Here is a 26,088-nt window from a genome sequence, read left to right on the forward strand (position 1 = left end):
CGCGAAGAGAACCGCAAACTGGTGCACGCGATGATCAACCTCGCGCACAACCTGCACCTGGAAGTGGTGGCCGAAGGGGTCGAGACACCAGAGCAACTGGAGTTGTTGCGCGGATTTGGCTGCGATCTTTTGATCTTAATCCGCGCGAACGGTCTCGAACCTCTGTGACACAGGCTCACGCCGAATCATCCGTTTCATCTTCCATTCAAACGCCAGCGTCAAACTCACCGCCGCACACGCCAACCCCAGCGCCAGACCCCACCAGACGCCCGTCGGCCCCCAGTTCAAGTGGAATGCCATCCACCACGCCGCCGGCGCGCCGATCAGCCAATAGCAACCGAGGCCGACCAGGAACGTGGTCTTCGCATCCTTGAGCCCACGAATGCAGCCCATGGCGATGGTCTGGGTGCCGTCAAACAGCTCGAACCACGCTGCCACCGCCAACAGGCTCACGGCCAGACGAATCACCTCGGCAAACGCCGGGTTGTCGTGGTCGAGGAACAACCCGACCAGTTGATTCGGCAACAGCCAGAACACCATGGCGAAGCCCAGCATCACCACCGCGCCGAAGACGATCCCGACCCGCCCGGACATCCGCGCATCGCCCAGTTGCCCGGCGCCGTAGTGCTGGCCGACGCGCATGGTGATGGCGTAGGACATGCCCGCCGGCACCATGAACGCCACGGAAACGATCTGCAGGGCGATCTGATGGGCGCCCAGCTGCGTGCTGCCCATGGTGCCCATGCACAGCGCGGCGAAGGCGAACAGACCGACTTCCACCGCGTAGGTGCCGCCAATCGGCAGGCCGAGGCGCCACAGCTCCTTGAGGTACTGGCGGTTCGGCCGCGACAGGCCGGCGCGCAACGGGTAAGCGTCGTAGGCCGGGTGCCGGCGGATGTGCCAAGCGAGGGCCAGCGCCATGCAGTTGGCGACAATCGCCGTGACCAGGCCGATGCCCGTCAGCCCCAGTTTCGGCAGGCCGAACATGCCGGTGATCAACGCATAGTTGAGCAGGAAGTTGGCCACGGTGCCGCCCAGGCTGATGACCATCACCGGGGTCGCCCGGCCAATCGCACTGGTGAAGCCGCGCAGGGCCATGAAGCTCAGGTAGCCGGGCAGGGCAAAGGGCAGGGCGATCAAAAATTGTTCAGCGGCGTTGACGTTGGTTTCGGTCTGGCCGAACAGCAGCAACACCGGTTTCAGATTCCACAGCAGCAGCCCGGCGCCCAGCGCCATCAGCCACGCCAGCCACAATCCGGCCTGGGTCAGGCGCGCGGCGCCGATGATGTCGCCGGCGCCCTGCCGGATCGCCACCAGGGTGCCCACCGCTGCGATCACACCGATGCAGAAGATCGACACGAACGAGTAACTCGCCGCTCCCAGTCCGCCGCCGGCCAGGGCTTCGGGACTCAGGCGCGCCATCATCAGGGTGTCGGTCAGCACCATCAACATGTGCGCCAACTGTGAAGCAATCAACGGCCCCGCCAGCCGCAGGATGGCCCAGAGTTCGGTACGCACAGGATGCTGCATGGTCATCACCACTCATGAAAGAGGGAACAGGGAGCCATCGATTCTCGGCGCTTAAGCGCTTTCGCACAAAGGGATAAAAAGGATGGGTGGCATGATTAAAACTCATCCAGATCAGATTCTGCTAAGTTGGCCGTAACCCGCTATAGGAGCTTTCCGAATGTCCCGTCGTCTTCCTCCCTTGTATGCCCTGCGCGCATTCGAAGCGGCGGCGCGGCACAGCTCGTTCACCCGCGCAGCCGAGGAGCTGTCGATCACCCAGAGTGCGGTGAGTCGGCACATTCGTACGCTTGAAGAGCATTTCGCCTGCAAGCTGTTTCACCGCAGCGGCCGTAACCTGCAACTCACCGAATCGGCGCGGATGCTGCTGCCGGGGATTCGCGACGGCTTCGCCGCCCTTGAACGCGCCTGCAACACCTTGCGCGCCGAGGACGACATCCTGCGCATGAAAGCCCCCTCGACCCTGACCATGCGTTGGTTGCTGGCGCGGCTCAGTCGCTTTCGTCATCTGCAGCCGGGCAATGAGGTGCAGCTGACCAGCGCGTGGATGGACGTGGACTCGGTGGATTTCAACGACGAGCCTTTCGACTGCGCGGTGTTGCTCAGTGACGGACACTTCCCGCCGGACTGGGAGGCCAGCCTGTTGTTTCCCGAAGAGCTGATTCCGGTCGGTGCGCCGAATTTGCTCAATGATCAACCCTGGGATCTGGCGCGGCTGGCCTCCACCGAATTGCTGCACCCGACCCCGGATCGACGTGACTGGCGCAGTTGGCTGGAGCACATGGGATTGTCTGATCAGATTTCGCTCAAGGGCGGACAGGTGTTCGATACCCTGGAGCTGGGGATGATCGCGGCGGCGCGGGGTTACGGTGTGTCCATGGGCGATCTGTTGATGGTGGCCGAGGATGTGGCGCAAGGTCGCTTGAGTCTGCCGTGGCCGACCGCCGTCGCCAGCGGACTGAATTACTACCTGGTCTGGCCGAAAACCCGCCCGGGAGGTGAACGTTTGCGCCGCCTCAGCGACTTCCTGCAAGGCGAAGTGCGGGCCATGGCGCTTCCGGCGGTGACGCGCTTGAGCTGAAACGTTCGAGCCGCCACAATGCCGGCCTTGTGCCATAACCCTGCTATTCGCTCAAGTATTCGGTTCTACCGCCGAATACGTGCATGTGGAACCGTCGTGCCGGTCTCCACGATTACACCCCACTATTAGAATTTTCCGAGCAAGTGCTGCGATCAAGGAGGATCCGGTGGCTCGGCCAGGAGCTGTCCATGTCTCAACCTCGTGCCCGGATCGCCTCGCAGCTGGGCCTCGCGCTCGCTGTGATACTGGCGATTGTCATCAGTGGCAGTACGGTGTTCGCCCTGCGTTCGCTGGATACCGCCAACCTCGCCACCCGTGAAGAGCACCTCGCCAGTGAGGCGCGGCTGCTGGCCGACCAGTTGAGCACCTTCCACGGCACGCTGCGCGAAAGTACCCAGCGCCTGAGCGGGCTGTTCGAGAAGCGCTTCAGCGCGGGTTTGAGCATTCACCCGGATGAGCCGGTGACGGTTGCCGGCACCCAGACCCCGGGCCTGCACCTGGGCGGCGAAGTGCTGAACAACAACTTCAAGGAAGTCGACGAGTTCAAGCAGATGACGGCCGGCGTCGCCACGCTGTTCGTGCGCAGCGGCGAAGACTTCGTGCGGGTCAGCACGTCGTTGACCAAACAGGACGGTACGCGCGCCATCGGCACCTTGCTCGATCATGCGCACCCGGCTTATGCGAAGTTGATGGCGGGGCAGGGCTATGTCGGCCGTGCCTTGCTGTTCGATCGCTCCTACATGACCCAATACACCCCGGTGCGCGATGGCAGCGGCAAGGTGATTGCGGTGCTGTTCGTCGGCTTCGATTACACCGACGCGCAGAACGCCCAGTTCGATAACCTCAAGCGCTTCCGCATCGGCCATAGCGGCTCGCTGGCGCTGCTGGATGAACAAAGCAAATGGCTGGTGGCCCCGGCGGGCGTGCAGGCCCTGGAACAAGCGGTGCCGGTGATCAAGGACCTGGCGAAAACCCCGGGCAAGGGTCAGTTCTGGAGCGACACGGGCGAAGATTTCTACAGCATCGCCGTGCCGTTCGAAGGCGGGCCGTGGTCGGTGGTGGCGAGCATGCCGAAAGCGGAAATCCGCGCCGTGACCTGGAGTGTCGGCATTCAACTGGCCATCGGCAGTCTGCTGGCGATGTTGATCGCGGTCGGCTCGGCGATGTGGCTGTTGCGCAGCAAGTTGCAACCGCTGGGCGACCTGGTGCGTCAGGCCGAAGCCTTGGGCGCCGGTGATCTGAGCGTGCGCCTGAATGTGTCGAGCCACGATGAAATCGGTCAGCTGTCCCGCGCGTTCAACCAGATGAGCCAGGCGCTGTCGACCATGGTCGAGCATATCCGCCGCTCCTCGGAAGAGGTCAACAGCCGGGCCCAGGCGCTGTCCGGTTTGTCCGGTGGTGCTTATGAAGGCATGGAGCAGCAGTCGGGTGAAATCACCAGCATGGCCGGCGCCGTGGAAGAGTTCAGCGCCACCTCGCTGAACATCGCCGACAACATGGGCAACACCCAGCGTCTGGCCCAGGAAAACGCGCAACAGACCCAGATCGGGCGCACTTCGATGGAAGAGGCTTCTTCCTCGCTGGAGCAAATCGCTGGTGCACTGAACACCACCGCGACCGTGATCAACACCCTCGGTCAGCGCTCCCAGGAAATCGGCGGCATCGTCAGCGTGATCACCTCGATTGCCGAGCAGACCAACCTGCTGGCGCTCAACGCTGCGATTGAAGCCGCGCGCGCCGGTGAACAGGGCCGTGGCTTTGCTGTGGTGGCAGACGAAGTGCGCAACCTCGCTTCGCGCACCCGTCAGGCGACTGACGAAATCTCCGGGATGATCCACAGCATCCAGCAGGAAACCGGCAACGCCATCAGCACCATGGAGCAGGGCAACCTGCTGATGCAGGAAGGCCTGTCGCGCAACGCCAATGTCGCATCGGCGCTGGCGCGGATTGATGAACAGAGCCGTTCGGCAGGGCAACAGTTTGCGGCGATCACCACCGCGACGCAGGAGCAGAGCAGCACGGCGACATTGCTCAGTAGCAATCTGCAGAGCATTGCGCTGGCCAACAGTGAGCAGCGTGAGGTGGTGTCGAACCTGGCGGTGACGGCCAAGGAGCTGGAGAAACTGGCAGCGGATCTGCGTTCCGAGGTTGATCGGTTTCGTTGATGCGCGGCTGACATAGCTATCGCGAGCAGGCTCACTCCTACAGGTATATCGGTAGGTCACAATGTGTGTGATCACTGAAGATCCGTGTAGGAGTGAGCCTGCTCGCGATAGCATCACTGCCAATCTAGGGTCAAACACTCGAATTCTTGCTCTTTCAAACTTGCTGAAACGTTTCCGCAGCGCTATAAAAATGGCACAACTCCAATAAAGGCTGCTGCCATGACTCCGCTCAAACTCGCCGTCGCCCTCGGCGCACTCTCTGCTGCTTCCCACGCCATGGCCTGGGACTATGTCCTTCTCGATACCAACAAACCCGCGCAAAACTGGAGCATCTCCAGTGAGCAACTGGGGGTGAAAACCGACAAACCTTTCTCCGTCAGCCTGCGCACCTTGCATGGTGGGCGGCAGGAAGGGGTCAGCATCGTCGATATCGATAACGGCACGATGAAACTCTCGGTAGTGCCGACCCGAGGCATGAACGTCTTGCAGGCGTCGGTCGGCAACGTGCGTATGGGTTGGGATTCGCCAGTCAAGGAAGTGGTCAACCCAGCCTTCATCGAACTCAACGGACGCGGTGGCTTGGGTTGGCTGGAAGGTTTCAACGAGCTGGTGACCCGTTGTGGTTACGAATGGGTCGGCCATCCCGGCATGGACAATGGTGAGTTGCTGACCCTGCACGGGCGCGCCGCCAATATCCCGGCCAGCAGCGTAACCCTGCACATTGACGAGAAGCCGCCGTACGCCATCAGCCTGCGCGGCGAGTTGAAAGAGCAGGCCTTCAAGAAGGTCGACTTCTCGGTGGTCACTGAGCTGGTCACCGAGCCGGGTAGTGCGCGTTTCGCCCTCAACGACACGCTGACCAACAACGGCGATTATCCGAAGGAATACCAGGCGCTGTATCACAGCAACTTCAGTACGCCGTTCCTTGAACAGGGCGCCCGGTTCGCCGCGCCGGTTAAGCAGGTCTCGCCCTTCAACGACAAGGCCAAAGCCGAGTTGGCCGATTGGCAGACCTATCGCGCCCCGACCAAGGACTACGACGAAACCGTCTACAACGTCGTGCCTTATGCGGACGCCAAGGGCGAAACCCTGGCCGTGTTGCATAACAAGGCTGGCAGCCTCGGCGTCTCTGTTGGCTTCAATACGCAGCAGCTGCCGGTTTTTTCCCTGTGGAAAAACACCGATACCCAAGGGCAGGGCTATGTCACGGGCCTTGAGCCGGGCACCAGTTTTTCCTACAACCGCCGCTATCAGCGTCCGTTGAATCTGGTCCCGACCATTGCGCCAAAGGCCAGTCAACAGTTCCAGATCAGCTACAGCCTGCTGGCGGACAAAGGCGCTGTGGATAACGCCTTGAAGCGCGTGACCGAGATTCAGGCCGGGCGTGAAACCGAAGTGCGGCAGGCGCCGTTGGTGGATCTGACCGAGCATTAAGGTGTCGCCGGCCGGTATTGCAGTGCTTCGGCCAAGTGCTCACGGCTGATTGCGTCGACTTGCTCAAGGTCTGCCAGAGTTCTCGCAACCTTGAGCAAGCGATGCGCCGAACGCAGCGACAAGGTCAGCCGTTCACACGCCGATTCCAGCCATTTTTCATCGGCTGTGGATAACTTGCAGTGCCGCTTCAGCCCCGGCAGATCGAGAAACGCATTGGCACAACGCTGACGCTTTTGCTGGCGCTCTCGGGCTTCGGCCACCACCGCAGCTGCACTGGCGCTGTCCTCTCCCGGCTTCACCGTCGGATTCAGCGCCGTCGCCTCCCGCGCTACCGTCAGGTGCAGATCGATCCGATCCAGCAATGGCCCCGACAGTTTGTTGCGATAGCGCTGGACCATGTCCGGCGTGCAGGAGCACTTGCCGCTTGGCTCGCCGAGATATCCACAGGGACACGGATTCATCGCCGCCACCAACTGGAAGCGCGCCGGAAAGCGCACGCGATCCTTGGCTCGGGCGATCACGATATGCCCGGACTCCAGCGGCTCGCGCAGCACCTCCAGCACCTTGCGATCAAACTCCGGCAGTTCATCGAGAAACAGCACGCCGTGATGGGCCAGGGTGATTTCGCCGGGTTGCGGTTTCGAACTGCCACCGACCAGTGCCGGGCCTGATGCCGAGTGGTGTGGCTGGCGAAAAGGACGTTGCGGCCAATGGGTCAACGGCACGCCGCTGGCGACCGATTGAATCGCCGCCACTTCCAGTGCTTCGCATTCAGACAGCGGCGGCAGCAGCCCCGGCAAGCGACTCGCCAGCAAGGTTTTGCCCGTCCCCGGTGGCCCGCTGAACAACAGGTTGTGTGCGCCCGCCGCCGCGATCAGCAGCGCACGTTTGGCTGCCATTTGCCCCTGCACTTCGTTGAGATCGGGATAGGGTCTGGCGGCATGAATCAAGCCGTCCGATACATAAGGCTCCACGGGCGTGTGCCCGTTGAAATGTGCCACCGCTTCCAGCAGATGATCCACCGCAAACACCTTCAACCCCGAAGCCAGGCAGGCCTCCTCGGCATTCGCCCGCGGCACCACCAGCGCCCGCCCCGCCTTGCGCGCCGCCAGTGCCGCCGGCAACACTCCGCGCACCGCTCGTACGGCGCCGGACAACGCCAACTCACCGAGGCATTCCACCTCATCCAGCGTCAGACACGGCACCTGCACACTCGCCGACAGAATCCCCAAGGCAATCGCCAGATCAAATCGTCCGCCATCCTTGGGCAGGTCCGCCGGCGCCAGATTCAAAGTGATCCGCCGCGCCGGAAACTGCAGCCCGGAATTGATGATCGCGCTGCGCACCCGATCCTTGCTCTCCTTCACTGCCGCCTCGGGCAAGCCGACCATGGTCAGCGACGGCAGGCCGTTGGCCAGATGGACTTCGACGGTGACAGCGGGGGCTTCCACGCCAATCTGGGCGCGGCTGTGGACGATGGAGAGGGACATGGTCGTTCCTTGAGCTGAATCGGGGGGCCGCTTCCTGCGGGTTTTTTAAGGGTAGTTGAGCCGGGTTTCAGTGCTGGAATAGAGGTTTACAAGACGTATCAAAACGCAATGGCGCGGCACTGCTTCCCTGAAGTGGAGCGTTGACTCTCGACCGGCATTGACGGATCATCCCGTCCGAGGACTGCAACTGCGCATTCGTCGGGACTGGGCACCAGCAAAAGCTCCCCCGCATTTTTGGCAGCAGAGAAAGCTGGTTTCTCTGAAGTAGTGACGACGGGCGAGCCTGTCGGATTCTGAACCCAAGGCTGTAAAGCCAGGAGCTAAAGAATCGCTGCGACTACTCCTCAAAAAATACTTAAAAGGCGTCCATTGGACGCCTTTTTTATTTCTGATTGGATGATGCCCGTGGTATCTGCCCCACCAACGTGCCATGCGCGCGCTTTTGCGGGTACCAAGTCACCACGAAGTAACCAAATCCTGTGGCGCGCTCGTGTCGCGGTTCAAGAATCAGTGTTCCCATAGATGTCTTCAGTACCGCGACCCTGTTTCCACATCGCTGTTCTTTGAACTCGCAATAGATTTGCGCTCCCGGGACGATCATTTTCGCAACAATCGCTGCTACCCCATCGACAGTCTGGCAACCATGTTTGAGCAAGTCGGCTCTATGGGCTTCCCATACGTGTACTACGCCAAAACCGCTATTCGCTCGGCGGTGAATACCTACTCGCAAATAAATTTTCCCGCCTGGCAAGCCGAACTTTGGCATATCGGGGATCGTGCCGAAGATGTAGCCGCCATCTGGGTGCTGAACCAGCGTGTTTTCTTTGAGTTTGAGCAAGTCAGACAAGAGGGATCCAGAACCAGAGTGTCTGGCGATCAATGTGATTCGTCTGCAATTCGACTTGTTGGATCGACCAGCGCAGGCGAAAGCCACCAGCGTAATCACGGGGAAGAACTCACGGAATCAGGCTCAGACGCTGATTTTTGTAGGGCCATGCCCTAATAGTTGTAGGACGTCGGCGAAAGGGTTTCGACGGTCTTGTATCGCGGAGTCGGATGCTCCAGTTTGGCCACTCAACGCAGCCTTTGGAGGCGAAAAATGGACCGCAATGGTACGCGCCCGATTCATCCGGGCGAGGTTCTGAATAAGGAATTCATGGAGCCGTTGGGCATGACCGTCATGGATCTGGCCATGCCCACGAAATGGCCCGAAAGTGAGATAGAAAAGCTTGTGAATTGCCAGCTCAGGATCTGCGCCGACCTGGCAATCAGACTTGCCATTCATCTCAACACCACGCCTGAGTTCTGGATGAATCTTCAATCGACTTACGATTTGCGCAGGGCCCAGCTCCGGCATTCGGGCTTATAGCGATTGCAACATCCGTGAAGCTCTTTTCCACCATCGCCCCGCCTCGCGCTTCGGCATTTCTCGCTCTACCACCATCAACGGCACATCCTGCAACCGTATCCACGGCTGGTTATTCCAGTGCAACAAACTCAACGTCATGTCCGGCCAACTGAGTAGGCTCAGGTGTGGGCGTTCGCTTGTGGTGTGTTGGGGGCGTCGCGCAGGGTGGGGATGACCTGATGGGTGAGCCATTCGCGCAGCGCTCGGTATTCGGGGCAGTAGTGGTAGACGAGGAGGGCGTAGATGCCGGATTCGCTGATCAGCAGGGTGTTTTCGATTTGGTTGTGGATCAGGGTTTTGCGGGTTTGGTATTGGTCGGGGTCGAGTTTTCGCAGCATGCGTTCGTTGAGGTAGATGTGCAGCAGGCGGCTCAGGTCTCGGGCGCAGAACCAGGGTTGGTTCTGGATGAGGAGGGCGTGGAGGGGGAGTTTGTGGCGGGTGAAGATGTGCGGGCTTAGATAAGTCTCTTCTTGATTCATTGAGCAGTTCCTCTTGCTTAAGGGCTGCCCTCAATCGTCGCCAAACGATTGGGTGGCAGTTGTACGCGGGTTGGCGAACCGGAGCAAAAGGAACCCGGCAGACCCGAAGGTCTCCCACGCACAACCGCCATGAAACGATGTGGCGGTAAATGTAGCCGCCATCATGGTTGTCGTGCGCCTTAAGCTGTCCAGGTCGCCAAACCCAGTGCTGAACATTCAGCATCGGATGAGCTTAAAAACCTGGGCTTTTCGGCGCAATCGGACGGCGGTGGTGCAGGTTGTAGGACGTTGCCGGGATGGTTGAAGGGCTGAAGATCAAAAGATCGCAGCCTTCGGCAGCTCCTACAGGGGGCGCGGATTATTCAGCGGGCGGTGTCAGCTTGGCTTCCATCTCGGCGACTTTGGCTTCGAGGCTCTCGAGGCGAGCGCGAGTACGGGCCAGTACGACCATCTGGCTGTCGAATTCTTCGCGGCTCACCAGGTCGAGTTTGCTGAAGGCGCTCTGCAGCAGCATCTTGAACTGGCTTTCGATTTCGGCTTTCGGCAGCGGGGTGTCGCCGCTGAACAGGCGAGAGGCGGTGCCGCTCAGGGCGTCGAGGAAGTCTTTGGGCGCGAGCATGGTGGATGTCCTGGAAACAATGGCCGGCAGTGTATCACGCAGTGTCTATAGTCATTGACGCAGGCACGGATGCACGCTTTTCGCGCAAGCGGACGGACGGCAACGCACCGTTGTTGTGCGTAACCGCCGCGCGTTTTTCGCGCAAGCGCCTGCGGCAGCGGCCAAGGGATTGAAATCAGGGGAATTTGGCGAGATGGCAAGCTTTCTGCTTAGTCGGTAGTGACCCATGCACTGATGCAGTCGCTGTGACGAATGCAGTGCGGCAGACGGAGCGGGGAGTTTCGTCAGCAGCGGTTAGCTGGCGTCAGTCGGGCAGGTAAGGCCGACGATGCGTTACAAAGCCAGGCACTGCGCTTAGACTTGAGTCGGGTTTGTTTTCCTGGGGCAAGTCCACCAATTCGGGAGAGAGTTTCATGAAGCTAGTCACTGCCATCATCAAGCCGTTCAAATTGGACGACGTACGCGAGTCGCTGTCCGAAATCGGCGTGCAGGGCATTACCGTTACTGAAGTCAAAGGCTTCGGCCGGCAGAAGGGTCACACCGAGCTGTATCGCGGCGCGGAATATGTGGTCGATTTTCTGCCCAAGGTGAAAATCGACGTGGCCATCGACGACAAGGATCTGGATCGGGTTATCGAGGCGATAACCAAGGCGGCCAACACCGGCAAGATCGGTGACGGCAAGATCTTCGTGGTCAATCTGGAACAGGCGATTCGCATCCGTACCGGCGAAACCGATACCGACGCGATCTAAGCGCCGCCACAAACCCAACGCCCCAGGAGAAAACAATATGACTCTGCGTAAATTCGCAGGGCTAGGCGCCCTGTTGTCCATCGTAATGCCCGGCCTGGCTATGGCGGCAGATCCGGTGGCGCCTCCAGTCCTCAATTCCGGCGACACCGCCTGGATGCTGACCTCCACAGCCCTCGTGCTGTTCATGACCATTCCGGGCCTCGCGCTGTTCTACGGCGGCATGGTGCGGTCGAAAAACATTCTTTCGGTGATGATGCAGTGCTTCGCCATTACCGGTCTGATCAGCGTCCTGTGGGTCATTTATGGCTACAGCATCGCGTTCGACACCACCGGCATGGAGCAGGGCGTCGTCAATTTCAACTCCTTCGTCGGAGGCATGGGCAAGGCATTTCTGGCCGGTGTCACTCCGGCAAGCCTGACCGGCCCGGCGGCGTTGTTCCCTGAAGCGGTGTTCATCACCTTCCAGATGACCTTCGCGATCATCACCCCGGCGCTGATCGTCGGTGCGTTCGCCGAGCGGATGAAGTTCTCCGCGATGCTGATCTTCATGGGCGTGTGGTTCACTCTCGTCTATGCACCGATCGCGCACATGGTCTGGTCCGGTAACGGCGGCCTGCTGTGGGACTGGGGCGTACTCGACTTCGCGGGCGGCACCGTGGTGCACATCAACGCCGGTATCGCCGGTCTGGTAGCGTGCCTGGTGCTGGGCAAGCGCAAAGGCTTCCCGACCACCCCGATGGCGCCGCACAACCTCGGCTACACCCTGATGGGCGCAGCGATGCTGTGGGTTGGCTGGTTCGGCTTCAACGCCGGTTCCGCTGCAGCGGCCAACGGCACCGCCGGCATGGCGATGCTGGTCACTCAGATCGCGACCGCTGCTGCCGCGCTGGGCTGGATGTTTGCCGAATGGATCACCCACGGCAAGCCAAGTGCACTGGGCATCGCCTCGGGTGTGGTTGCCGGTCTGGTGGCAATTACTCCGGCTGCTGGCACCGTGGGTCCGATGGGCGCACTGGTGATCGGTCTGGCGGCAGGCGTGGTGTGCTTCTTCTGCGCGACCACCCTCAAACGCAAACTCGGTTATGACGATTCCCTGGACGCCTTCGGCGTACACGGTATCGGCGGCATCCTCGGCGCGATCCTCACCGGTGTATTCGCTGCACCGTCGCTGGGTGGCTTCGGCACCGTGACCGACATCGCCGCACAAGTGTGGATTCAGTGCAAAGGCGTCGGCTTCACGGTGATCTACACCGCGATCGTCACCTTCATCATCCTCAAGGTCCTGGACGCTGTGATGGGGCTGCGTGTGACCGAGGAAGAAGAATCGGTAGGTCTCGATCTGGCACAACACAACGAACGCGGCTACAACCTGTAAGTACGCGTATCAAAAAAACTTGCCCGGCTTGCCGGGCATTTTTTTGTCTGGGATTTGTCATTGAAGGGAAGGCTGAAAGGATTTTTCGTACGGCTTTGGTCGTGTTTACGACCCGCGTTTTACTGCGGCCAATCGCTTACATCATTGCGGGAATATTAGGGTCTTTGTTTTTTCACAGAGCGCGCTAGAATGCGCCCCGAACGTGCGGAGAACTGTATGTGGCAACAGACTCTGATAACCCTGCGGGCACGGCCCCGGGGCTTTCATCTGGTGACGGACGAGTTACTCGCCGGGCTGCCTGAACTCAGGCAGTGTCGGGTCGGTCTGTTGCATTTGTGGCTGCAGCATACCTCGGCGTCGTTGACCATCAACGAGAACGCCGATCCGGCGGTCCGTCGCGACTTCGAACGATTTTTCAATCGTCTGATCCCACAAGGAACAGACGGCTATGAGCATAACGACGAAGGCCTGGACGACCTCCCGGCGCACTTCAAGGCCAGTGTGCTTGGCTGCCAGATCAGTTTGCCGGTATCGGCGGGACGACTGGCTCTGGGAACCTGGCAAGGCGTTTATCTGGGCGAGCACCGTGATCATGGCGGGGCCCGTAAAGTCCTCGCCACCTTGCACGGTGAAGGGGCGTAAACCGTTGGTCACCAGCGGTTACCGATTTTTTTCCGGCGACTTTCGACAGTCGCCAAAGCTGGTCTATAACTAATCTGCTTTTCGCAAGTCATGAGGTAGAACATGAGCGACGATGATCTGGAAAACGACGACCTCGAAGTAGGCGACGAAGACGAGGCCGAGGATGGTCTGGAAGCAGCAGCGGAAGACGTTGCTGAAGACGATGGCGGTGACGATACGCCGGCTCCGGCTGCCAAAGGCAAAGCCAAGGCTGCGGTGTCGGTAGACGAGTTGCCGAGCATCGAAGCCAAGAACAAGGAGCGCGACGCCCTGGCCAAGGCCATGGAAGAGTTCCTTGCGCGCGGCGGCAAGGTGCAGGAAGTGGAGGCCAACGTGGTCGCCGATCCGCCCAAGAAGCCGGACAACAAGTACGGCAGCCGCCCTATCTGAAGCGTGCCACTTGCTTGCTGAAAAAGCCCGCCGTCGCTGCGGGCTTTTTCATGGGCGAAATAAAAGCGCTCGTTCACTGCGACATTGTGGCGAGGGAGCTTGCTCCCGCTGGGTTGCGAAGCGACCCCAAAATCTGCAAACACATTTTTTCAGGAATACTGTGTGGCTGGTTTTACGACGGCTGCGCCGCCGAGCGGGAGCAAGCTCCCTCGCCACAAAAAACAGTTTTATATCAGGCGGAAATGGCATTCCAGCGCGCCAGCACCGCCGGCAAATCGGTCAGGCTGCGGATCTCGGCATCCGGCAGCCGCTCGGCTTCCCAGACTTTGCCCGCCGGGTTGAACCAGATGGCGCGCATCCCCGCCTGCTGTGCCCCGGCGATGTCATCGCCCGGATGATCACCAATGTGCACCGCCAGGTCCGCGCTTACACCGCCGCGCTGCAGGGCCTCATGGAACAGGCGTACATCCGGCTTGGCGATGCCGATGTCTTCGGCGCACAAGGCAAACTTGAAGTAATCCGCCAGCCCCAGCCGGCGCACGTCGGCGTTGCCGTTGGTGACCACGCCGAGGGCGTAATGGTTGGCGAGGATTTCCAGGGTCGGCTCGACCTCCGGAAATACCGTGATCTGGTGCCGCGCATGCAAGAACACTTCAAAACTCTTGTCGGCCAGATCCGAGGCTTCGCCGTGGGTGTACCCGGCTTCCTCCAATGCGTGGAACAGCACGCGCCGGCGCAACGCGCTGATGCGATGTTTCAGTCCCGGCTCGCTGGTCAGCACCCGCTCGCGAATCGCCCACAGATGCTCCACCGGCACCGCGCCCAGATTCGGCGCATGTTCGCTCAACCATTCGCGCAATACCGCTTCGGCGCTGACGATCACCGGGGCGGTGTCCCACAGGGTGTCGTCGAGGTCGAAGGTGATCAACTGGATGTTCATGAATCGTCGCCTTTGCTGCGTTTGGCCCGTGGGTGGGCGCTGTCGTAGACCGCCGCCAGGTGCTGGAAGTCCAGGTGGGTGTAGATCTGCGTGGTCTTGATGTCGGAGTGGCCGAGCAGCTCCTGCACCGCGCGCAGGTCCTGCGAGGATTCCAGCAAGTGGCTGGCGAAGGAATGACGCAGCATGTGCGGGTGCAGGTTCTGCCCCAGTTCGCGTTCACCGGCCAGTTTGACCCGGACCTGAATCGCCCGCGGACCAAGGCGTCGGCCCTGCTGGCTGACGAACACGGCGTCATCCGCCGGGTTGGTCATGGCCCGTAGCGGCAGCCACTGTTCCAGGGCTTCTCGGGCCTTTTTGCCGACCGGCAGCAGTCGGGTCTTGCTGCCCTTGCCGAGCACCTGAACCATGCCATCGGCCAGATCGAGTTGATCGAGGTTGAGCCCGGTCAGCTCGGAAAGACGCAGGCCCGAGGAGTAGAACAACTCCAGGATCGCCTGATCACGCCGCGCCAGAAAATCATCCTCGACCGCACCTTCCAGCAGTTGCAGTGCGCGGTCGGTGTCGAGGGTTTTCGGCAGGCGCCGCTCGCCTTTTGGCGGGGCCAGGCCGGTGGCCGGGTCGTGGTCGCACAAGCCTTCACGATTGAGATAGTGATAGAGCCCGCGCACCGCCGAGAGCAAGCGGGCGAGGCTGCGCGAAGACTGGCCCTGCGCATGCAGGCGGGCGATCAGGCTGCGCAGGCGCTGAATATCCAGCGCCGCCCAACTGCCGATGTTCTGTTTGATGCACCAGCCGAGGACTTTATCGAGGTCGCGGCGGTAGGCCGACAGCGTGTGCGGCGACACCTGTCGCTCACTGCGCAGGTGTTCGCAGTAAGCGTCCAGTTGTCGTTCCATGTTCAGCGTACCGAACGCAGGGAGCTGTTGACCCGTGGCAGCACGCGGCCCATGACTTCGGCGATGTAGCTGAGGAACAGCGTGCCGACCGAACTCTTGTAGTGCTGCGGATCGCGGCTGGCGATCGCCAGAATGCCGTGAATCCCCTGATGGCTGACCGCGACCACGGCAGTGGAGCCGATCTGCTTGCGCTGCTCTTCGCCGAACAGGAAGTCCAGTTCATGTTCACGCAGGGTGCCGCTGACGCTTTTGCCTTCGGTGAGCAGGCCGCCGATCGCGGTTTGCGCGTCGGCGTGGGTCACCCAACGGCCGACCGGTGCCGGGTTGTCGCCGAGCAGGATCAGGCTGACAAAAGGCACCTGGAAGTCCTGGCGCAGGCTGTCTTCGACGCTGATCACCACGTCTTCTAGGCTGGCGGCGTCCATCAGGGCGAGGATCAGGCGGCGGGTCTTGTCGAACAGGCGATCGTTGTCGCGGGCGACGTCCATCAACTGCGAGAGGCGGTGGCGCATCTCGATGTTGCGGTCACGCAGAATAGTCATCTGCCGCTCGACCAGCGACACGGTGTCACCGCGTCGGTGGGGAATGCGCATGGCGGGCAGCAGTTCTTCGTGCTCGACGAAGAAGTCCGGATGAGCCTCCAGGTACGCGGCAACCGCTGCCGCCTCCAGGCTCTCGGACGCGGATTCGTCGGACTGTCGGGCGGGTACCTGAGGCTTATCGGTCATGGCTTCTGCTCACTCAAAGACGCACTTGTCCTTCGTATACACGCACTGCCGGACCGGTCATCAGCACCGGTTGGCCTGGGCCTGCCCACTCAATGGACAGGCGCCCGCCGGGCAGGTCGATCAACAGCGGCGAATCCATCCACCCCTGACTGATTGCCGCAACAGCCGCAGCGCAGGCGCCGGTGCCGCAGGCCTGGGTTTCCCCGGCGCCGCGTTCCCAGACGCGCAGTTGCGCGCGGTGGCGGTCGATGACCTGGAGAAAACCGACATTGACCCGCGCCGGGAAGCGCGGATGGTGTTCGATTTTCGGCCCCAGTTCATGCACCGGTGCGGTGTTGATGTCTTGCACGCGCAGCACCGCATGGGGGTTGCCCATCGACACGGCGGCCAGTTCGACCGTGGTGCCATCGACTTCAAGTTGATAGCTGGAGGCCTGCGCCGGTGCGTCGAACGGTATGTCCGCCGGCACCAGGCGTGGCGCGCCCATGTTCACGCCGATCTGGCCGTCGTTACGCACGTCCAGCTCAATGATGCCGCCCTTGGTCTCGACGCGAATCTTGCGCTTGGCGGTCAGGCGCTTGTCGAGCACGAAGCGGGCAAAGCAGCGTGCACCGTTGCCGCACTGTTCCACTTCCGAGCCGTCGGAGTTGAAGATCCGGTAACGGAAATCCACGTCCGGGTTGCTCGGCGCTTCGACGATCAGCAACTGGTCAAAACCGATACCAGTGTGCCGGTCGCCCCATTGCTTGGCGTGCTTGGGCTGAATATGCGCGTGCTGGCTGACCAGGTCGAGAACCATGAAGTCATTGCCCAGGCCGTGCATTTTGGTAAAACGCAGCAGCATGGGTTACTCCGGCAGCAGGCTTTCGCCGGCAAACAGCTCGGCCACGGTTTCGCGGCGGCGCACTTCAAATACCTGATCACCGTCTACCAACACTTCAGCGGCACGGCCACGGGTGTTGTAGTTGGAACTCATCACGAAGCCGTAGGCACCGGCCGAATGCACGGCCAGCAGGTCGCCTTCTTCCAGCGCCAGTTGGCGATCCTTGGCGAGGAAGTCGCCGGTTTCGCAGATCGGGCCGACCACGTCGTACTGGCGTGCGGCGGTGTCGCGCGGCTTGACCGCGGTGACGTCCATCCAGGCCTGGTACAGCGCCGGGCGGATCAGATCGTTCATCGCCGCGTCGACGATGGCGAAATCCTTGTGTTCGGTGTGCTTGAGATATTCGACCTGAGTCAGCAGCACGCCGGCGTTGGCGACGATGAAGCGGCCCGGTTCGAACACCAGCGCCAGATCGCGTCCGTTCAGACGTTCGCGCACAGCCTTGATGTAGTCGCCGGCCAATGGCGGCTCTTCATCGCGATAACGCACGCCCAGGCCACCACCGAGATCGATGTGGCGCAGATGAATGCCGCAATCGCCGAGGCGGTCGACCAGATCCAGCAGGCGGTCGAGGGCATCGAGGAACGGTGGCAGAGTGGTCAGTTGCGAACCGATGTGGCAATCGACGCCGATCACTTCCAGGTTCGGCAGGTGCGCGGCACGCACATACACGTCTTCGGCGTCGGCAATGGCGATGCCGAACTTGTTCTCTTTGAGACCGGTGGAAATGTACGGGTGGGTGCCGGCATCGACGTCCGGGTTCACGCGCAGCGAGACCGGCGCGCGAACGCCCAGTTCGGCGGCGACCACTTGCAGGCGTTCGAGCTCGTCGGTGGACTCGACGTTGAAGCAGTGCACGCCGACTTCCAGGGCACGACGCATGTCGTCACGGGTCTTGCCGACACCGGAGAACACGATCTTGTCGGCGCTGCCGCCAGCGGCCAGCACACGCTCCAGCTCGCCACGGGAAACGATGTCGAAACCGGCACCGAGACGGGCCAGGACATTCAGCACGCCGAGGTTGGAGTTGGCCTTGACCGCAAAGCAGACCAGGTGCGGCATGCCGGCCAACGCATCGGCGTAGGCCAGATACTGGGCTTCGATGTGCGCACGCGAGTAGACATAGGTGGGCGTGCCGAAGCGGTCGGCGATGGCGGACAGCGCCACACCTTCCGCGAACAGCTCCCCGCCACGGTAGTTAAAAGCGTCCATGGCGATCCCTTATTGGTAAACGTCGTGCTTGTGTGCTTTGGACGGCTGCTTTTGCGAAGACTGAGCTTGTTCGGCCGGGTCCTGATCGTCATCCGGCAGGTACAGCGGGCCTTTTTGACCACAGGCCGAAACGAGGCAGGCAACCGCGACGAGCGCAGCAAGGGAAGAGATCAGGCGCTTCATGGCGAAATCCTTGAAAATGCGTTAATTGCGCCGGAGTATACCGGCCACCCGGCAGCTTGCCTATGCGAGGGGGTTCCCGTCCGGCGGGGCTTGCCCAAAGCTGCCCGAATCGCCGCAATCTCCTGTAGGAGTGAGCCTGCTCGCGATAGCGGAGTGTCAGAGACATGTATGTTGACTGACACTCCGCTATCGCGAGCAGGCTCACTCCTACAAGGATTCGGTGTCAGGAGTGGGGCAGGTGCTTGGTCGTTAATCTTTGCAATCGGCCGGCAGCGTCCGTATCTTTCGGCGCTTGAGCCTGATCAGACATTTTTTGAGGTTGCCGCAATGAGTTTGTCCGAAGCCCGTTTCCACGATCTGGTCGATGCTACCCAGCAGACGCTGGAAGATATCTTTGATGACAGCGACCTGGATATCGACCTGGAAAGCTCGGCAGGTGTCTTGACCGTCAAGTTCGAAAACGGCTCGCAACTGATCTTCAGCCGTCAGGAGCCGCTGCGTCAGCTGTGGCTGGCGGCGGTGTCCGGTGGTTTCCACTTCGACTACGACGAAGAGAGCGAGCGCTGGATGTGCGACAAGAGCGAAGAACAGCTGGGCGAAATGCTCGAGCGCATCGTCAAGCAACAGGCTGGCGCTGAATTCGACTTCGAAGGTCTGTGATTTCGTGACTGACACCGCACCTGTTCGTCCGCCAAAGCCGCTTTACAGCAACATCAGCCCGGCCGTGCCTTCGCCGTGCAGCGGCGTGTGCCGGCTGGATGAACAGAAGGTTTGTCTCGGCTGCTTCCGGCATGTTGAGGATATTCGCGAATGGCGCTCGGCGGATGATGAGCGCCGTCGGATCATCTGCCAGCAGGCTGCCGCACGAAAATCACAAGCCTGATCCGATCTGTGGCGAGGGAGCTTGCTCCCGCTCGGCTGCGCAGCAGTCGTAGCAATTTCAGGGCCGCTACGCGCCCCAGCGGGAGCAAGCTCCCTCGCCACAAGGGTCTCCTCCGGTCCGGAGGGTGACTTGTATATTTTTTGAGCTGTGATAGTGTCCGACCACGCCTCAACCCATCGAGGCCTGGTGAAAACCCCGTCTTTTTTGGCGGGGTTTTGCTTTTTTTGTGTGCAGAAGAAAGGAGTCTGCCCGGATCATGACCGCACCTTCCATCACCCTTACCCGTCTGGACGTGCAACGTCTGGAGCGCCTGATCGACAGCCTGGATGACACGCTGCCGGGCGTGATCGCGCTGCAAACCGAACTGGACCGCGCCGATACACTGGTCGGCCACGATGAAGTGCCCGCTGACGTCGTGACCATGAATTCCCGCGTGCACTGCCGCGAAGAAGGCAGTGGCAAGGACTATCACCTGACGCTGGTCTATCCCAAGGACGCCAACGCCGACGAAGGCAAGATCTCGATTCTGGCACCGGTCGGCAGTGCGCTGCTGGGCCTGAAGGTCGGTCAGCACATCGACTGGCCGGCACCGGGTGGCAAGACCCTGAAACTGAACTTGCTCGAAGTCGAATCGCAGCCGGCCAACGGCGGTGAATTCCCCGAGTAAACCCGCCTCAGACTTGTTCGAGCGCCTCGTTCAGGGCGCGCTCCAGGTCGGCCTTGTAGCGCAGATACAAATTGCTTGAGCTCTGACCATCACCGAGCAGGCCCGACAGGTCCAGGTCGGTGATGTAGCAGCGATAGCGCTCGGTTTCGCGGCGTTGCTCGACGATCTCCCGGGCGACCACGCGAAACAGCTGGTCGCCATGTTCCAGCTCGCTGAATTCCCGTTGATTGCAATACAGGGTGACCTGCACCTCTCCTGGCGCAGCTTTGCCGATGATCGCCTGCACGTCGTAGAACGGTTTGTTGACCGGGGTCTGCGGCGCCGGCCGGGCTTCGACCCGTCGTGCGCGTCCGGGGCCCGAAGGCAACAACTGGTAATACAAAGTCTCAAGGCTGATCGCCGGGCTGCCCTCCATGGGCAACAGGGCTTCACGCCGGTACTGGATCGATTGCAGGAAGCGCTGCAGCGGCACGAGCAGGCTCTGCTCGTCGTGATACGGCAAACGCTGCTGCCACAGGGCGTTGAACTCATCGAGCACGTACAACTCGGCCTGATGTTCGGTGATCCGGTAGAACACCTGAATCGCTTCCGGCTGCCCCATCGGCAGGATCAATGCCAGATCGTGTTCCTCCAGCGCCATCGGATCAAGGTGCAGCGGGCTGTAACGTGCCTGCTCTTCGCCGAGATAATCCAGCAGCGCCGGCAATGTCGCGAGGGCCACGTGGTTGACCTGGCCCGGCACCAGTTCCAGCACGTGATAGTGCTGTTGCACCTGAATCAGGTAGCGATGGTTCAACTCACTGAGCAGCAGGGTTTGCGCGGTATCGACGATCTCTTCGACGCGACGGGCAATGAACTGCGCGCGGTTGTGGCAGAAGCAGCGCACCTTCAGCGATGGCTGTTGCCGGCCACGGGGCAGGTTGTTGAGGTAGTCGCGCAGGCAGTCGAGCAGCGCGTGGGGACCGTCGAAGCGGTTGACCAGCACTTCGTTCCAGCTGTTGAGCGTGACCTGATCCAGGGTCAATACGAGGTTTTCGCGCACTCCGGCGTAACTCAGCGAGTCGGTGCGCTCGGTGGTCATCAGGATATTCAGGTCGCGGTGATGCTTGAGCGGATCGACCCCGACGTTGACCAGCATCAGTACTTCGCTCGGCACGGCGGCGCGCAGCAACGGCTCTTCGGCGACGGTGGGCAAGGGCAGGGCGATGCTCTGTTGCAGGCTGCCGAGCAGGTTGAACAGTTCGAACTCGCTCAAGTCACTGGTGCCCGGATGCAGGGCCAGGCGGGTGCTGCTGTCGATCACGCCGTTGCGATGGCACCAGGTGAGCAGTTCGAGCAACTCGCGGCTGCGCTTGATCGGTGCGAAGTGTTCCCACTCCAGCGCGGTCAGGTTGCCGTTGTACAGGCCCCACTGGGTTTGCCCGGGCTCTTTCTTGTTCGGCGACTGCACCAGGGTCAGGGTGTCTTCGGCCAGATCCGGGGCGATCCCGGGGTTGATGAACTCGACCTTGTCGGCCTTGCGCTCGAATGCCGCGTACAGGCGACGGCCGAGGACGTTGAGATCACGTTTATTGATCAGGCTGACGGTCTGTTCGGTGCGGGCGAACTGGGTCAGGAAGCGATAGCTGTAATTCAGCTCGTTGACCAGCGCACGGCGTTCGGCACTGACCTGACGGACTTTCCACTGGCTGCGACTGTCGAGCAGCGCCAGTTGTCGCTGGTCCCAATGCCATTCGCTGGCCAGACGCTCCAGCAGCGAACGTTGCCAGCTCTGGGTGCGGCTGTTGCCGGTGAGCTTGCGATTGACCTTCAGATACAGCGCGCGGCGCACCAGCTCCAGTCGCTCCGGTTCATTGCGCGCCGTGAGGTATTCCTCGATGCGCCGGTACACCACCATGTACGGATCCAGCTCATCCAGATCCAACTGATTGGCGAACACCGCTTGCTTGAAGCGCAGGCTCAGGCACTGCACTTTCGGGTGTTCGCTGGCGTAGACCTCAGTCAGCAGCAGCTTGAGCACCGACTTGTAGGGTGACTCGATGCCCTTGAACAACTGCCACAGCCCGGCACCGATGAACTCCCCCGGCGGAATGGTCGCGAGATGGCCGAGGTCGAGGGTTTCGTCGGCGCGGATGAAACGCTTGGACAGCAAGGTGTCGGTGTAAAGATCGTAGGCGCTTTCCTCGTAGACCGGCACCAGCCACCAGATCGGCGTGCGCCCGGCCAGCCAGATCGCCGTGCGGTAAAACTCGTCCAACAGCAGATAGTGCTGAGTGGTGCCGCAGTTTTCGGAGCTGAGCTGGGTATCGCGTTCACCTTTGACGAAACGCACCGGGTCGATCAGGAAGAAATGCGCCTCCGCGCCTTGCGTAGCGGCCCAGGCTTCAAGCAGCTGACATTTCTTGCGCAGTTCGGCGAGCTCGTTTTCGCTCAGGTCCGGCGCGTGGCAGACCCACACGTCCATGTCGCTCTGATCGGCCTGGGCCAGCGTGCCGAGGCTGCCCATCAGGAACAGCCCGTGAATTGGCCGCGGCGGGTTACTGCCGTGGCGCGGCTTGTAGGAGAACGAGCGAGTCAGGCGTTGCGCTTCGGCGAGGGTATTGGCATCCGGCTCATAATTCGACAGACCGGCCGGAGTGCTGCCCGAGACATAACCCGGCAGCAGCGGGTGATTGACGTGGAAGAACAGCGGCAGCAGCGTCAACACGCCTTGCTGGCGCGTCGACAAGCCTTCGAGTGCCCGGCCGAGGCGGCCTTCATTGAGCTTGAGAAAACGCGCGCGCAGCTGGCTGAGGACCTTGCGGTCGATGCCTTCGTCCAGATCGGGGCGGATTTCATGGGTGCGCGTCATGTCAGCTCAAACCGGCTCGCAGGCTCGGACGAAGAAGGTCTCGGAATGGGAGGCAGTTTAGCCTCTGACCAGCGGGACTTTTAAGCTGAATTTGTTTTTGACGTCAGATTTTTAGCACGGGGCGGTGAAGTGGGCCCGCGGAAATCCCGTGGCAGGAGTTCCCGTGGGCAAAGACGGGAAAATCAGGCGGTTTCCTGCTCTCTCAGAATGGTCAGCACGGTTTGCACATTTTGCGCGGCATCGCGACCGAGGCTGGTCAGATACCCGCCATCGGGCTGGTCGGTGAGTTCTTTTTCGAAGAGGCGTTGGGCAGCGGCAATGTGTTTCGGGGCAGCGGTCTGATGAATTTTCAAACCTTCCTGGGAACTGTCCAGGTTGAAGAGTGCGAGGACTTCCAGTTCGGCAACCAACTCAGGGGTAAGCGACATAAGGACTCCAGACTTTCTAGGAATTGGACGACAGCGCCCCTAAGGTGAACCCGCTTTTGCGGCATGTCCAGTGCCTGAATCAGGGTTTTCGCCCAGGGATGCTTTTTGTGGCGAGGGAGCTTGCTCCCGCTGGGGCGCGCAGCGGCCCCAAAAGCTGACGACTGCCAGGCAGCCGAGCGGGAGCAAGCTCCCTCGCCACAGAGTCTAGTCTGGAAAAACGGGTTTACTGCTTTTCGGGCGGCAGCTCTGGCAATGCGCGCAGCGCCGCTTCGTACCATTCGGTATCGAAGGCGCGGTCTTCATCAAGCATCGCGTCAATCTCGTAGGCCAGCACGTGCGCCATCAGGTTGAGGATTTCTTCGCGCTCGACGCCTACCAGGGTCAGCTTGTTGAAGGTCGCTTTGGCCGCTGGCGGGTTGTCGCTTTCGATCTGGTTCTCGATGGCTCCGATCAACGTCATCTCGGTGAACTCTTCTTCGTCGTTGTCGATGTCTGTCGGCTCGCTCATGGCAGGCTCCTCAAGGAAAGGCGCCAGTTTACCCGCATTCAGCGGCGTGATGCTGCTGGCAGGATCGAGTCCGACGATCTATAAACAGTGACCGCCCACCCCGCACGGCCTGGAGGCTATGTGATGTTCAAGCTCTACGGATTCCCTGTCAGCAACTACTACAACATGGTCAAACTGGCGCTGCTGGAAAAAGGCCTGGCGTTCGAAGAGGTGACGTTCTATCCGACGCCGACCCCGCAATCGCTGGCGATCAGCCCGCGGGGCAAGGTCCCGGTGCTGGAGGTCGAAGGCGGTTTCATCAATGAAACCTCGGTCATCCTCGAATACATCGAGCAGAACGCGCAGGGTACGCCGCTGCTGCCTGCCGACCCGTTCGAGCGCGCGCAAGTGCTGGCCATGGCCAGGGAAATCGAGTTGTACATCGAGCTGCCGGGGCGCGCTTGTTATGGCGAGGCATTTTTTGGAATGACCCTGCCGGACGCGATCAAGGAGAAGACCAAGACCGAACTGTTGCTCGGCTTTGCGGCGCTGGGACGACACGGAAAATTCTCTCCGTACGTGGCGGGCGACAGTCTGAGTGTTGCCGATTTGTATTTCCTCTACAGCGTGCCACTGGCGTGTGCGGTCGGGCAGAAACTGTTCGGGATCGATTTGCTGGCCGAGATGCCGAAGGCCAAGGCGCTGCTGGAGCGACTTGAGCAGAATCCGCATGTGCAGAAGATTGCGGCGGACAAGGACGCAGCGATGCCGGCGTTTTTGGCGATGATCGCAGCCAAGAAGTGAGTTTTCTAGCGTTCTGAAATCAGTCATCGCTGGCGAGCCAGCTCCCACAGGTCTTTGGGTCGAACGCAAATTGTGTTCCAGCAAAGAACCCTGTGGGAGCTGGCTTGCCAGCGAAGCTTTTAGCGGCTGGCGATCAGGGCCTGACCGCGAACAACCGCAGCCTTGACCTGCGCCGGCGCAGTCCCGCCGATGTGGTCACGGGCATTCACCGAGCCTTCCAGGGTCAGCACGGCGAACACGTCCTGCTCGATCTGATCGCTGAACTGACGCAGTTCTTCCAGGCTCATCTCGGCCAGGTCCTTGCCAGTGTCGACGCCGTACTTCACCGCGTGACCAACGATTTCGTGGCAATCACGGAACGGCAGACCACGGCGCACCAGGTAGTCCGCCAGGTCGGTGGCGGTGGAGAACCCGCGCAGTGCCGCTTCGCGCATGATCGCGTGCTTCGGCTTGATCGCGGGGATCATGTCGGCGAACGCCCGCAGCGAATCGCGCAGGGTGTCGGCAGCGTCGAACAGCGGTTCCTTGTCTTCCTGGTTGTCCTTGTTGTAGGCCAGCGGCTGGCCTTTCATCAGGGTCAGCAGGCCCATCAGCGCGCCGAACACACGGCCGGTCTTGCCGCGTACCAGCTCTGGCACGTCGGGGTTTTTCTTTTGCGGCATGATCGAGCTGCCGGTGCAGAAACGGTCTGGCAGATCGATGAACTGGAACTGCGCGCTGGTCCACAGCACCAGTTCTTCGGAGAAACGCGACAGGTGCATCATCGCGATGCTCGCGGCCGAGCAGAATTCGATGGCGAAGTCGCGATCGGACACGTTGTCCAACGAGTTGCCGCCCACCGCGTCGAAGCCAAGCAGTTGCGCGGTGTATTCGCGGTCGATCGGGTAGGTGGTGCCAGCGAGTGCGGCACTGCCCAGCGGCATGCGGTTGGTGCGCTTGCGGCAGTCGACCAGGCGCTCGTAGTCGCGGCTGAGCATTTCGAACCAGGCCAGCATGTGGTGGCCGAAGGTCACTGGCTGCGCAGTCTGCAGGTGGGTGAAGCCCGGCATGATGCTGGCGGCTTCACGCTCGGCTTGCTCCAGCAGGCCTTTTTGCAGGCGGGTGATCTCGGCGAGGATCAGGTCGATTTCGTCACGCAGCCACAGGCGGATGTCGGTGGCGACCTGGTCGTTGCGGCTACGGCCGGTGTGCAGTTTTTTGCCGGTGATGCCGATGCGGTCGGTCAGGCGTGCTTCGATGTTCATGTGCACGTCTTCGAGGTCGACGCGCCAGTCGAACTGGCCGGCCTCGATTTCGCCCTGGATGGTCTGCAGACCATCGATGATGCTGTCGCGCTCGGCATCCGTCAGCACGCCGACCTTGGCCAGCATGGTGGCGTGGGCGATCGAGCCCATGATGTCGTGGCGATACAGGCGCTGGTCGAAAGTGACGGAGGCGGTGAAGCGGGCGACGAAGGCGTCGACGGGTTCACTGAAGCGGCCGCCCCAGGACTGATTGGTCTTGTCAGTGCTCATGAATTCGCTCGTATCGGCTTGGAGAAAGAAGGCGTGAAACGCTGGCGCGGATAATAACAGGGTTGCCAATCCTGTCGCTGACACCGGTCGATACGTTTTTTTCTCATCTGCTCGTTCATAGTCGGCGCTGTCTGTGGGGGATTTGCGCAAGGATATTTTTCGATTGAGCAATATCGGCCCGGCAAGCGTCTACAGTTGGACATAAGGGTCG

Annotated in this window: 26 protein-coding genes and 2 pseudogenes; 13 read left to right on the forward strand and 15 right to left on the reverse strand. The window is 61.0% G+C overall.

Features of this window, described 5'->3' with window-relative positions; genetic code table 11:
• Nucleotides 1-126 (forward strand): annotated as a pseudogene (locus J5M57_RS17480) (EAL domain-containing protein); the annotation flags it as partial.
• 9 nt (nucleotides 127-135) lie between these two features.
• On the opposite strand, the gene J5M57_RS17485 reads toward J5M57_RS17480, so the two are convergent.
• Nucleotides 136-1,530, reverse strand: coding sequence for a NorM family multidrug efflux MATE transporter (locus J5M57_RS17485; protein WP_207848313.1), 1,395 nt, complete (start codon nucleotides 1,528-1,530; stop codon nucleotides 136-138).
• 157 nt (nucleotides 1,531-1,687) lie between these two features.
• On the opposite strand from J5M57_RS17485, the gene J5M57_RS17490 reads away from it, so the two are divergent.
• From J5M57_RS17490 to J5M57_RS17500, 3 genes are all read left to right on the forward strand, one after another.
• The gene (locus J5M57_RS17490) at nucleotides 1,688-2,608 is read left to right on the forward strand and encodes a LysR substrate-binding domain-containing protein (RefSeq protein WP_064589801.1); all 921 of its coding nucleotides are present in this window, start codon (nucleotides 1,688-1,690) and stop codon (nucleotides 2,606-2,608) included.
• Between the two features lie 188 nt (nucleotides 2,609-2,796).
• Nucleotides 2,797-4,773, forward strand: coding sequence for a methyl-accepting chemotaxis protein (locus tag J5M57_RS17495; protein WP_169842952.1), 1,977 nt, complete (start codon nucleotides 2,797-2,799; stop codon nucleotides 4,771-4,773).
• Between the two features lie 219 nt (nucleotides 4,774-4,992).
• On the forward strand, nucleotides 4,993-6,207 hold the full coding sequence (locus J5M57_RS17500; RefSeq protein ID WP_169842953.1) for an aldose 1-epimerase family protein: 1,215 nt from the start codon (nucleotides 4,993-4,995) through the stop codon (nucleotides 6,205-6,207).
• Here J5M57_RS17500 and J5M57_RS17505 read toward each other — a convergent pair.
• Nucleotides 6,204-7,697: a YifB family Mg chelatase-like AAA ATPase gene (locus J5M57_RS17505; protein ID WP_207848314.1), complete on the reverse strand. Its 1,494-nt coding sequence runs from the start codon at nucleotides 7,695-7,697 to the stop codon at nucleotides 6,204-6,206. The two genes, J5M57_RS17500 and J5M57_RS17505, sit on opposite strands and share 4 nt — an antisense overlap.
• Nucleotides 7,698-8,079: 382 nt before the next feature.
• Nucleotides 8,080-8,544 (reverse strand): hypothetical protein, encoded by a 465-nt coding sequence (locus J5M57_RS17510; RefSeq protein WP_095187946.1) that lies wholly within the window; start codon nucleotides 8,542-8,544, stop codon nucleotides 8,080-8,082.
• Nucleotides 8,545-8,796: 252 nt separating this feature from the next.
• Between J5M57_RS17510 and J5M57_RS17515 the strand changes: the two genes are divergently transcribed.
• A complete protein-coding gene (locus J5M57_RS17515; RefSeq protein WP_083367562.1) occupies nucleotides 8,797-9,066 on the forward strand; it encodes a HigA family addiction module antitoxin in 270 nt (89 codons plus the stop codon).
• Here J5M57_RS17515 and J5M57_RS17520 read toward each other — a convergent pair.
• A pseudogene (locus J5M57_RS17520) lies at nucleotides 9,061-9,584 on the reverse strand (Bro-N domain-containing protein). The gene J5M57_RS17515 and the pseudogene J5M57_RS17520 sit on opposite strands and share 6 nt — an antisense overlap.
• Before the next feature lie 358 nt (nucleotides 9,585-9,942).
• On the reverse strand, nucleotides 9,943-10,203 hold the full coding sequence (locus tag J5M57_RS17525; RefSeq protein WP_007920416.1) for an accessory factor UbiK family protein: 261 nt from the start codon (nucleotides 10,201-10,203) through the stop codon (nucleotides 9,943-9,945).
• Nucleotides 10,204-10,616: 413 nt separating this feature from the next.
• Here J5M57_RS17525 and glnK point away from each other — a divergent pair, with 413 nt between their 5' ends.
• The 4 genes from glnK to sutA all read left to right on the forward strand — a co-directional run bounded on the left by glnK (nucleotide 10,617) and on the right by sutA (nucleotide 13,401).
• The gene (gene glnK / locus J5M57_RS17530; protein ID WP_002555808.1) at nucleotides 10,617-10,955 is read left to right on the forward strand and encodes a P-II family nitrogen regulator; all 339 of its coding nucleotides are present in this window, start codon (nucleotides 10,617-10,619) and stop codon (nucleotides 10,953-10,955) included.
• A 37-nt stretch (nucleotides 10,956-10,992) separates the two neighbouring features.
• Nucleotides 10,993-12,330 (forward strand): ammonium transporter, encoded by a 1,338-nt coding sequence (locus J5M57_RS17535; protein ID WP_207848315.1) that lies wholly within the window; start codon nucleotides 10,993-10,995, stop codon nucleotides 12,328-12,330.
• Nucleotides 12,331-12,546: 216 nt separating this feature from the next.
• Nucleotides 12,547-12,972: a secondary thiamine-phosphate synthase enzyme YjbQ gene (locus tag J5M57_RS17540; RefSeq protein WP_095049349.1), complete on the forward strand. Its 426-nt coding sequence runs from the start codon at nucleotides 12,547-12,549 to the stop codon at nucleotides 12,970-12,972.
• A 102-nt stretch (nucleotides 12,973-13,074) separates the two neighbouring features.
• The gene (gene sutA / locus J5M57_RS17545; RefSeq protein ID WP_007951900.1) at nucleotides 13,075-13,401 is read left to right on the forward strand and encodes a transcriptional regulator SutA; all 327 of its coding nucleotides are present in this window, start codon (nucleotides 13,075-13,077) and stop codon (nucleotides 13,399-13,401) included.
• A 232-nt stretch (nucleotides 13,402-13,633) separates the two neighbouring features.
• Here the strand turns inward: sutA and J5M57_RS17550 are convergent, their stop codons facing one another.
• Genes J5M57_RS17550 through J5M57_RS17575 form a run of 6 tightly spaced genes read right to left on the reverse strand, consistent with a single transcriptional unit; the run spans nucleotide 13,634 to nucleotide 18,243 of the window.
• Complete coding sequence (locus J5M57_RS17550; RefSeq protein ID WP_064589788.1) at nucleotides 13,634-14,341, reverse strand: HAD-IA family hydrolase; 708 nt, start codon at nucleotides 14,339-14,341, stop codon at nucleotides 13,634-13,636.
• Nucleotides 14,338-15,237: a tyrosine recombinase XerC gene (gene xerC / locus J5M57_RS17555; RefSeq protein ID WP_041071985.1), complete on the reverse strand. Its 900-nt coding sequence runs from the start codon at nucleotides 15,235-15,237 to the stop codon at nucleotides 14,338-14,340. Before xerC ends, J5M57_RS17550 begins: the two co-directional genes overlap by 4 nt.
• Nucleotides 15,238-15,239: 2 nt before the next feature.
• On the reverse strand, nucleotides 15,240-15,965 hold the full coding sequence (locus tag J5M57_RS17560) for a DUF484 family protein (RefSeq protein ID WP_169842959.1): 726 nt from the start codon (nucleotides 15,963-15,965) through the stop codon (nucleotides 15,240-15,242).
• A gap of 13 nt (nucleotides 15,966-15,978) precedes the next feature.
• Nucleotides 15,979-16,809 (reverse strand): diaminopimelate epimerase, encoded by an 831-nt coding sequence (dapF, locus tag J5M57_RS17565; protein ID WP_064589785.1) that lies wholly within the window; start codon nucleotides 16,807-16,809, stop codon nucleotides 15,979-15,981.
• Between the two features lie 3 nt (nucleotides 16,810-16,812).
• Nucleotides 16,813-18,060, reverse strand: coding sequence for a diaminopimelate decarboxylase (lysA, locus tag J5M57_RS17570; RefSeq protein WP_207848316.1), 1,248 nt, complete (start codon nucleotides 18,058-18,060; stop codon nucleotides 16,813-16,815).
• 9 nt (nucleotides 18,061-18,069) lie between these two features.
• On the reverse strand, nucleotides 18,070-18,243 hold the full coding sequence (locus J5M57_RS17575) for a lipoprotein (protein WP_007911098.1): 174 nt from the start codon (nucleotides 18,241-18,243) through the stop codon (nucleotides 18,070-18,072).
• Nucleotides 18,244-18,570: 327 nt separating this feature from the next.
• On the opposite strand from J5M57_RS17575, the gene cyaY reads away from it, so the two are divergent.
• From cyaY to rnk, 3 genes are all read left to right on the forward strand, one after another.
• Nucleotides 18,571-18,903 carry an iron donor protein CyaY gene (gene cyaY, locus J5M57_RS17580; protein ID WP_123454569.1) on the forward strand — a complete coding sequence of 111 codons (333 nt, stop codon included), beginning with the start codon at nucleotides 18,571-18,573 and terminating at the stop codon, nucleotides 18,901-18,903.
• A gap of 4 nt (nucleotides 18,904-18,907) precedes the next feature.
• Nucleotides 18,908-19,126: a DUF1289 domain-containing protein gene (locus J5M57_RS17585; RefSeq protein WP_080593277.1), complete on the forward strand. Its 219-nt coding sequence runs from the start codon at nucleotides 18,908-18,910 to the stop codon at nucleotides 19,124-19,126.
• Between the two features lie 256 nt (nucleotides 19,127-19,382).
• Nucleotides 19,383-19,793, forward strand: coding sequence for a nucleoside diphosphate kinase regulator (rnk, locus tag J5M57_RS17590; RefSeq protein ID WP_207848317.1), 411 nt, complete (start codon nucleotides 19,383-19,385; stop codon nucleotides 19,791-19,793).
• Between the two features lie 7 nt (nucleotides 19,794-19,800).
• On the opposite strand, the gene J5M57_RS17595 is transcribed toward rnk, so the two are convergent.
• The 3 genes from J5M57_RS17595 to J5M57_RS17605 all read right to left on the reverse strand — a co-directional run bounded on the left by J5M57_RS17595 (nucleotide 19,801) and on the right by J5M57_RS17605 (nucleotide 23,580).
• Nucleotides 19,801-22,644 carry a class I adenylate cyclase gene (locus J5M57_RS17595; RefSeq protein WP_207848318.1) on the reverse strand — a complete coding sequence of 948 codons (2,844 nt, stop codon included), beginning with the start codon at nucleotides 22,642-22,644 and terminating at the stop codon, nucleotides 19,801-19,803.
• A gap of 182 nt (nucleotides 22,645-22,826) precedes the next feature.
• The gene (locus tag J5M57_RS17600; protein ID WP_039757399.1) at nucleotides 22,827-23,072 is read right to left on the reverse strand and encodes a TIGR02647 family protein; all 246 of its coding nucleotides are present in this window, start codon (nucleotides 23,070-23,072) and stop codon (nucleotides 22,827-22,829) included.
• 223 nt (nucleotides 23,073-23,295) lie between these two features.
• The gene (locus tag J5M57_RS17605) at nucleotides 23,296-23,580 is read right to left on the reverse strand and encodes a hypothetical protein (protein ID WP_207848319.1); all 285 of its coding nucleotides are present in this window, start codon (nucleotides 23,578-23,580) and stop codon (nucleotides 23,296-23,298) included.
• A 123-nt stretch (nucleotides 23,581-23,703) separates the two neighbouring features.
• Here J5M57_RS17605 and J5M57_RS17610 point away from each other — a divergent pair, with 123 nt between their 5' ends.
• Nucleotides 23,704-24,363: a glutathione S-transferase gene (locus J5M57_RS17610; protein ID WP_169842963.1), complete on the forward strand. Its 660-nt coding sequence runs from the start codon at nucleotides 23,704-23,706 to the stop codon at nucleotides 24,361-24,363.
• 119 nt (nucleotides 24,364-24,482) lie between these two features.
• Here the strand turns inward: J5M57_RS17610 and argH are convergent, their stop codons facing one another.
• Entirely contained in the window at nucleotides 24,483-25,877 is a 1,395-nt protein-coding gene (argH, locus tag J5M57_RS17615) for an argininosuccinate lyase (RefSeq protein ID WP_169842964.1), read from the reverse strand.
• Nucleotides 25,878-26,088: the final 211 nt, after the last annotated feature.

Source organism: Pseudomonas sp. 86_A (assembly GCF_017491705.1).
GTDB lineage: Bacteria > Pseudomonadota > Gammaproteobacteria > Pseudomonadales > Pseudomonadaceae > Aquipseudomonas > Aquipseudomonas koreensis.

Excerpts from the sequence above, each read along its gene's own strand:
- J5M57_RS17485 (WP_207848313.1), bottom strand. The coding sequence starts at position 1,530 with ATGCAGCATCCTGTGCGTACCGAACTCTGGGCCATCCTGCGGCTGGCG.
- J5M57_RS17490 (WP_064589801.1), top strand. The coding sequence starts at position 1,688 with ATGTCCCGTCGTCTTCCTCCCTTGTATGCCCTGCGCGCATTCGAAGCG.
- J5M57_RS17495 (WP_169842952.1), top strand. The coding sequence starts at position 2,797 with ATGTCTCAACCTCGTGCCCGGATCGCCTCGCAGCTGGGCCTCGCGCTC.
- J5M57_RS17500 (WP_169842953.1), top strand. The coding sequence starts at position 4,993 with ATGACTCCGCTCAAACTCGCCGTCGCCCTCGGCGCACTCTCTGCTGCT.
- J5M57_RS17505 (WP_207848314.1), bottom strand. The coding sequence starts at position 7,697 with ATGTCCCTCTCCATCGTCCACAGCCGCGCCCAGATTGGCGTGGAAGCC.
- J5M57_RS17515 (WP_083367562.1), top strand. The coding sequence starts at position 8,797 with ATGGACCGCAATGGTACGCGCCCGATTCATCCGGGCGAGGTTCTGAAT.
- J5M57_RS17525 (WP_007920416.1), bottom strand. The coding sequence starts at position 10,203 with ATGCTCGCGCCCAAAGACTTCCTCGACGCCCTGAGCGGCACCGCCTCT.
- glnK (WP_002555808.1), top strand. The coding sequence starts at position 10,617 with ATGAAGCTAGTCACTGCCATCATCAAGCCGTTCAAATTGGACGACGTA.
- J5M57_RS17535 (WP_207848315.1), top strand. The coding sequence starts at position 10,993 with ATGACTCTGCGTAAATTCGCAGGGCTAGGCGCCCTGTTGTCCATCGTA.
- J5M57_RS17540 (WP_095049349.1), top strand. The coding sequence starts at position 12,547 with ATGTGGCAACAGACTCTGATAACCCTGCGGGCACGGCCCCGGGGCTTT.
- sutA (WP_007951900.1), top strand. The coding sequence starts at position 13,075 with ATGAGCGACGATGATCTGGAAAACGACGACCTCGAAGTAGGCGACGAA.
- J5M57_RS17550 (WP_064589788.1), bottom strand. The coding sequence starts at position 14,341 with ATGAACATCCAGTTGATCACCTTCGACCTCGACGACACCCTGTGGGAC.
- xerC (WP_041071985.1), bottom strand. The coding sequence starts at position 15,237 with ATGGAACGACAACTGGACGCTTACTGCGAACACCTGCGCAGTGAGCGA.
- J5M57_RS17560 (WP_169842959.1), bottom strand. The coding sequence starts at position 15,965 with ATGACCGATAAGCCTCAGGTACCCGCCCGACAGTCCGACGAATCCGCG.
- dapF (WP_064589785.1), bottom strand. The coding sequence starts at position 16,809 with ATGCTGCTGCGTTTTACCAAAATGCACGGCCTGGGCAATGACTTCATG.
- lysA (WP_207848316.1), bottom strand. The coding sequence starts at position 18,060 with ATGGACGCTTTTAACTACCGTGGCGGGGAGCTGTTCGCGGAAGGTGTG.
- J5M57_RS17575 (WP_007911098.1), bottom strand. The coding sequence starts at position 18,243 with ATGAAGCGCCTGATCTCTTCCCTTGCTGCGCTCGTCGCGGTTGCCTGC.
- cyaY (WP_123454569.1), top strand. The coding sequence starts at position 18,571 with ATGAGTTTGTCCGAAGCCCGTTTCCACGATCTGGTCGATGCTACCCAG.
- rnk (WP_207848317.1), top strand. The coding sequence starts at position 19,383 with ATGACCGCACCTTCCATCACCCTTACCCGTCTGGACGTGCAACGTCTG.
- J5M57_RS17595 (WP_207848318.1), bottom strand. The coding sequence starts at position 22,644 with ATGACGCGCACCCATGAAATCCGCCCCGATCTGGACGAAGGCATCGAC.
- J5M57_RS17600 (WP_039757399.1), bottom strand. The coding sequence starts at position 23,072 with ATGTCGCTTACCCCTGAGTTGGTTGCCGAACTGGAAGTCCTCGCACTC.
- J5M57_RS17605 (WP_207848319.1), bottom strand. The coding sequence starts at position 23,580 with ATGAGCGAGCCGACAGACATCGACAACGACGAAGAAGAGTTCACCGAG.
- J5M57_RS17610 (WP_169842963.1), top strand. The coding sequence starts at position 23,704 with ATGTTCAAGCTCTACGGATTCCCTGTCAGCAACTACTACAACATGGTC.
- argH (WP_169842964.1), bottom strand. The coding sequence starts at position 25,877 with ATGAGCACTGACAAGACCAATCAGTCCTGGGGCGGCCGCTTCAGTGAA.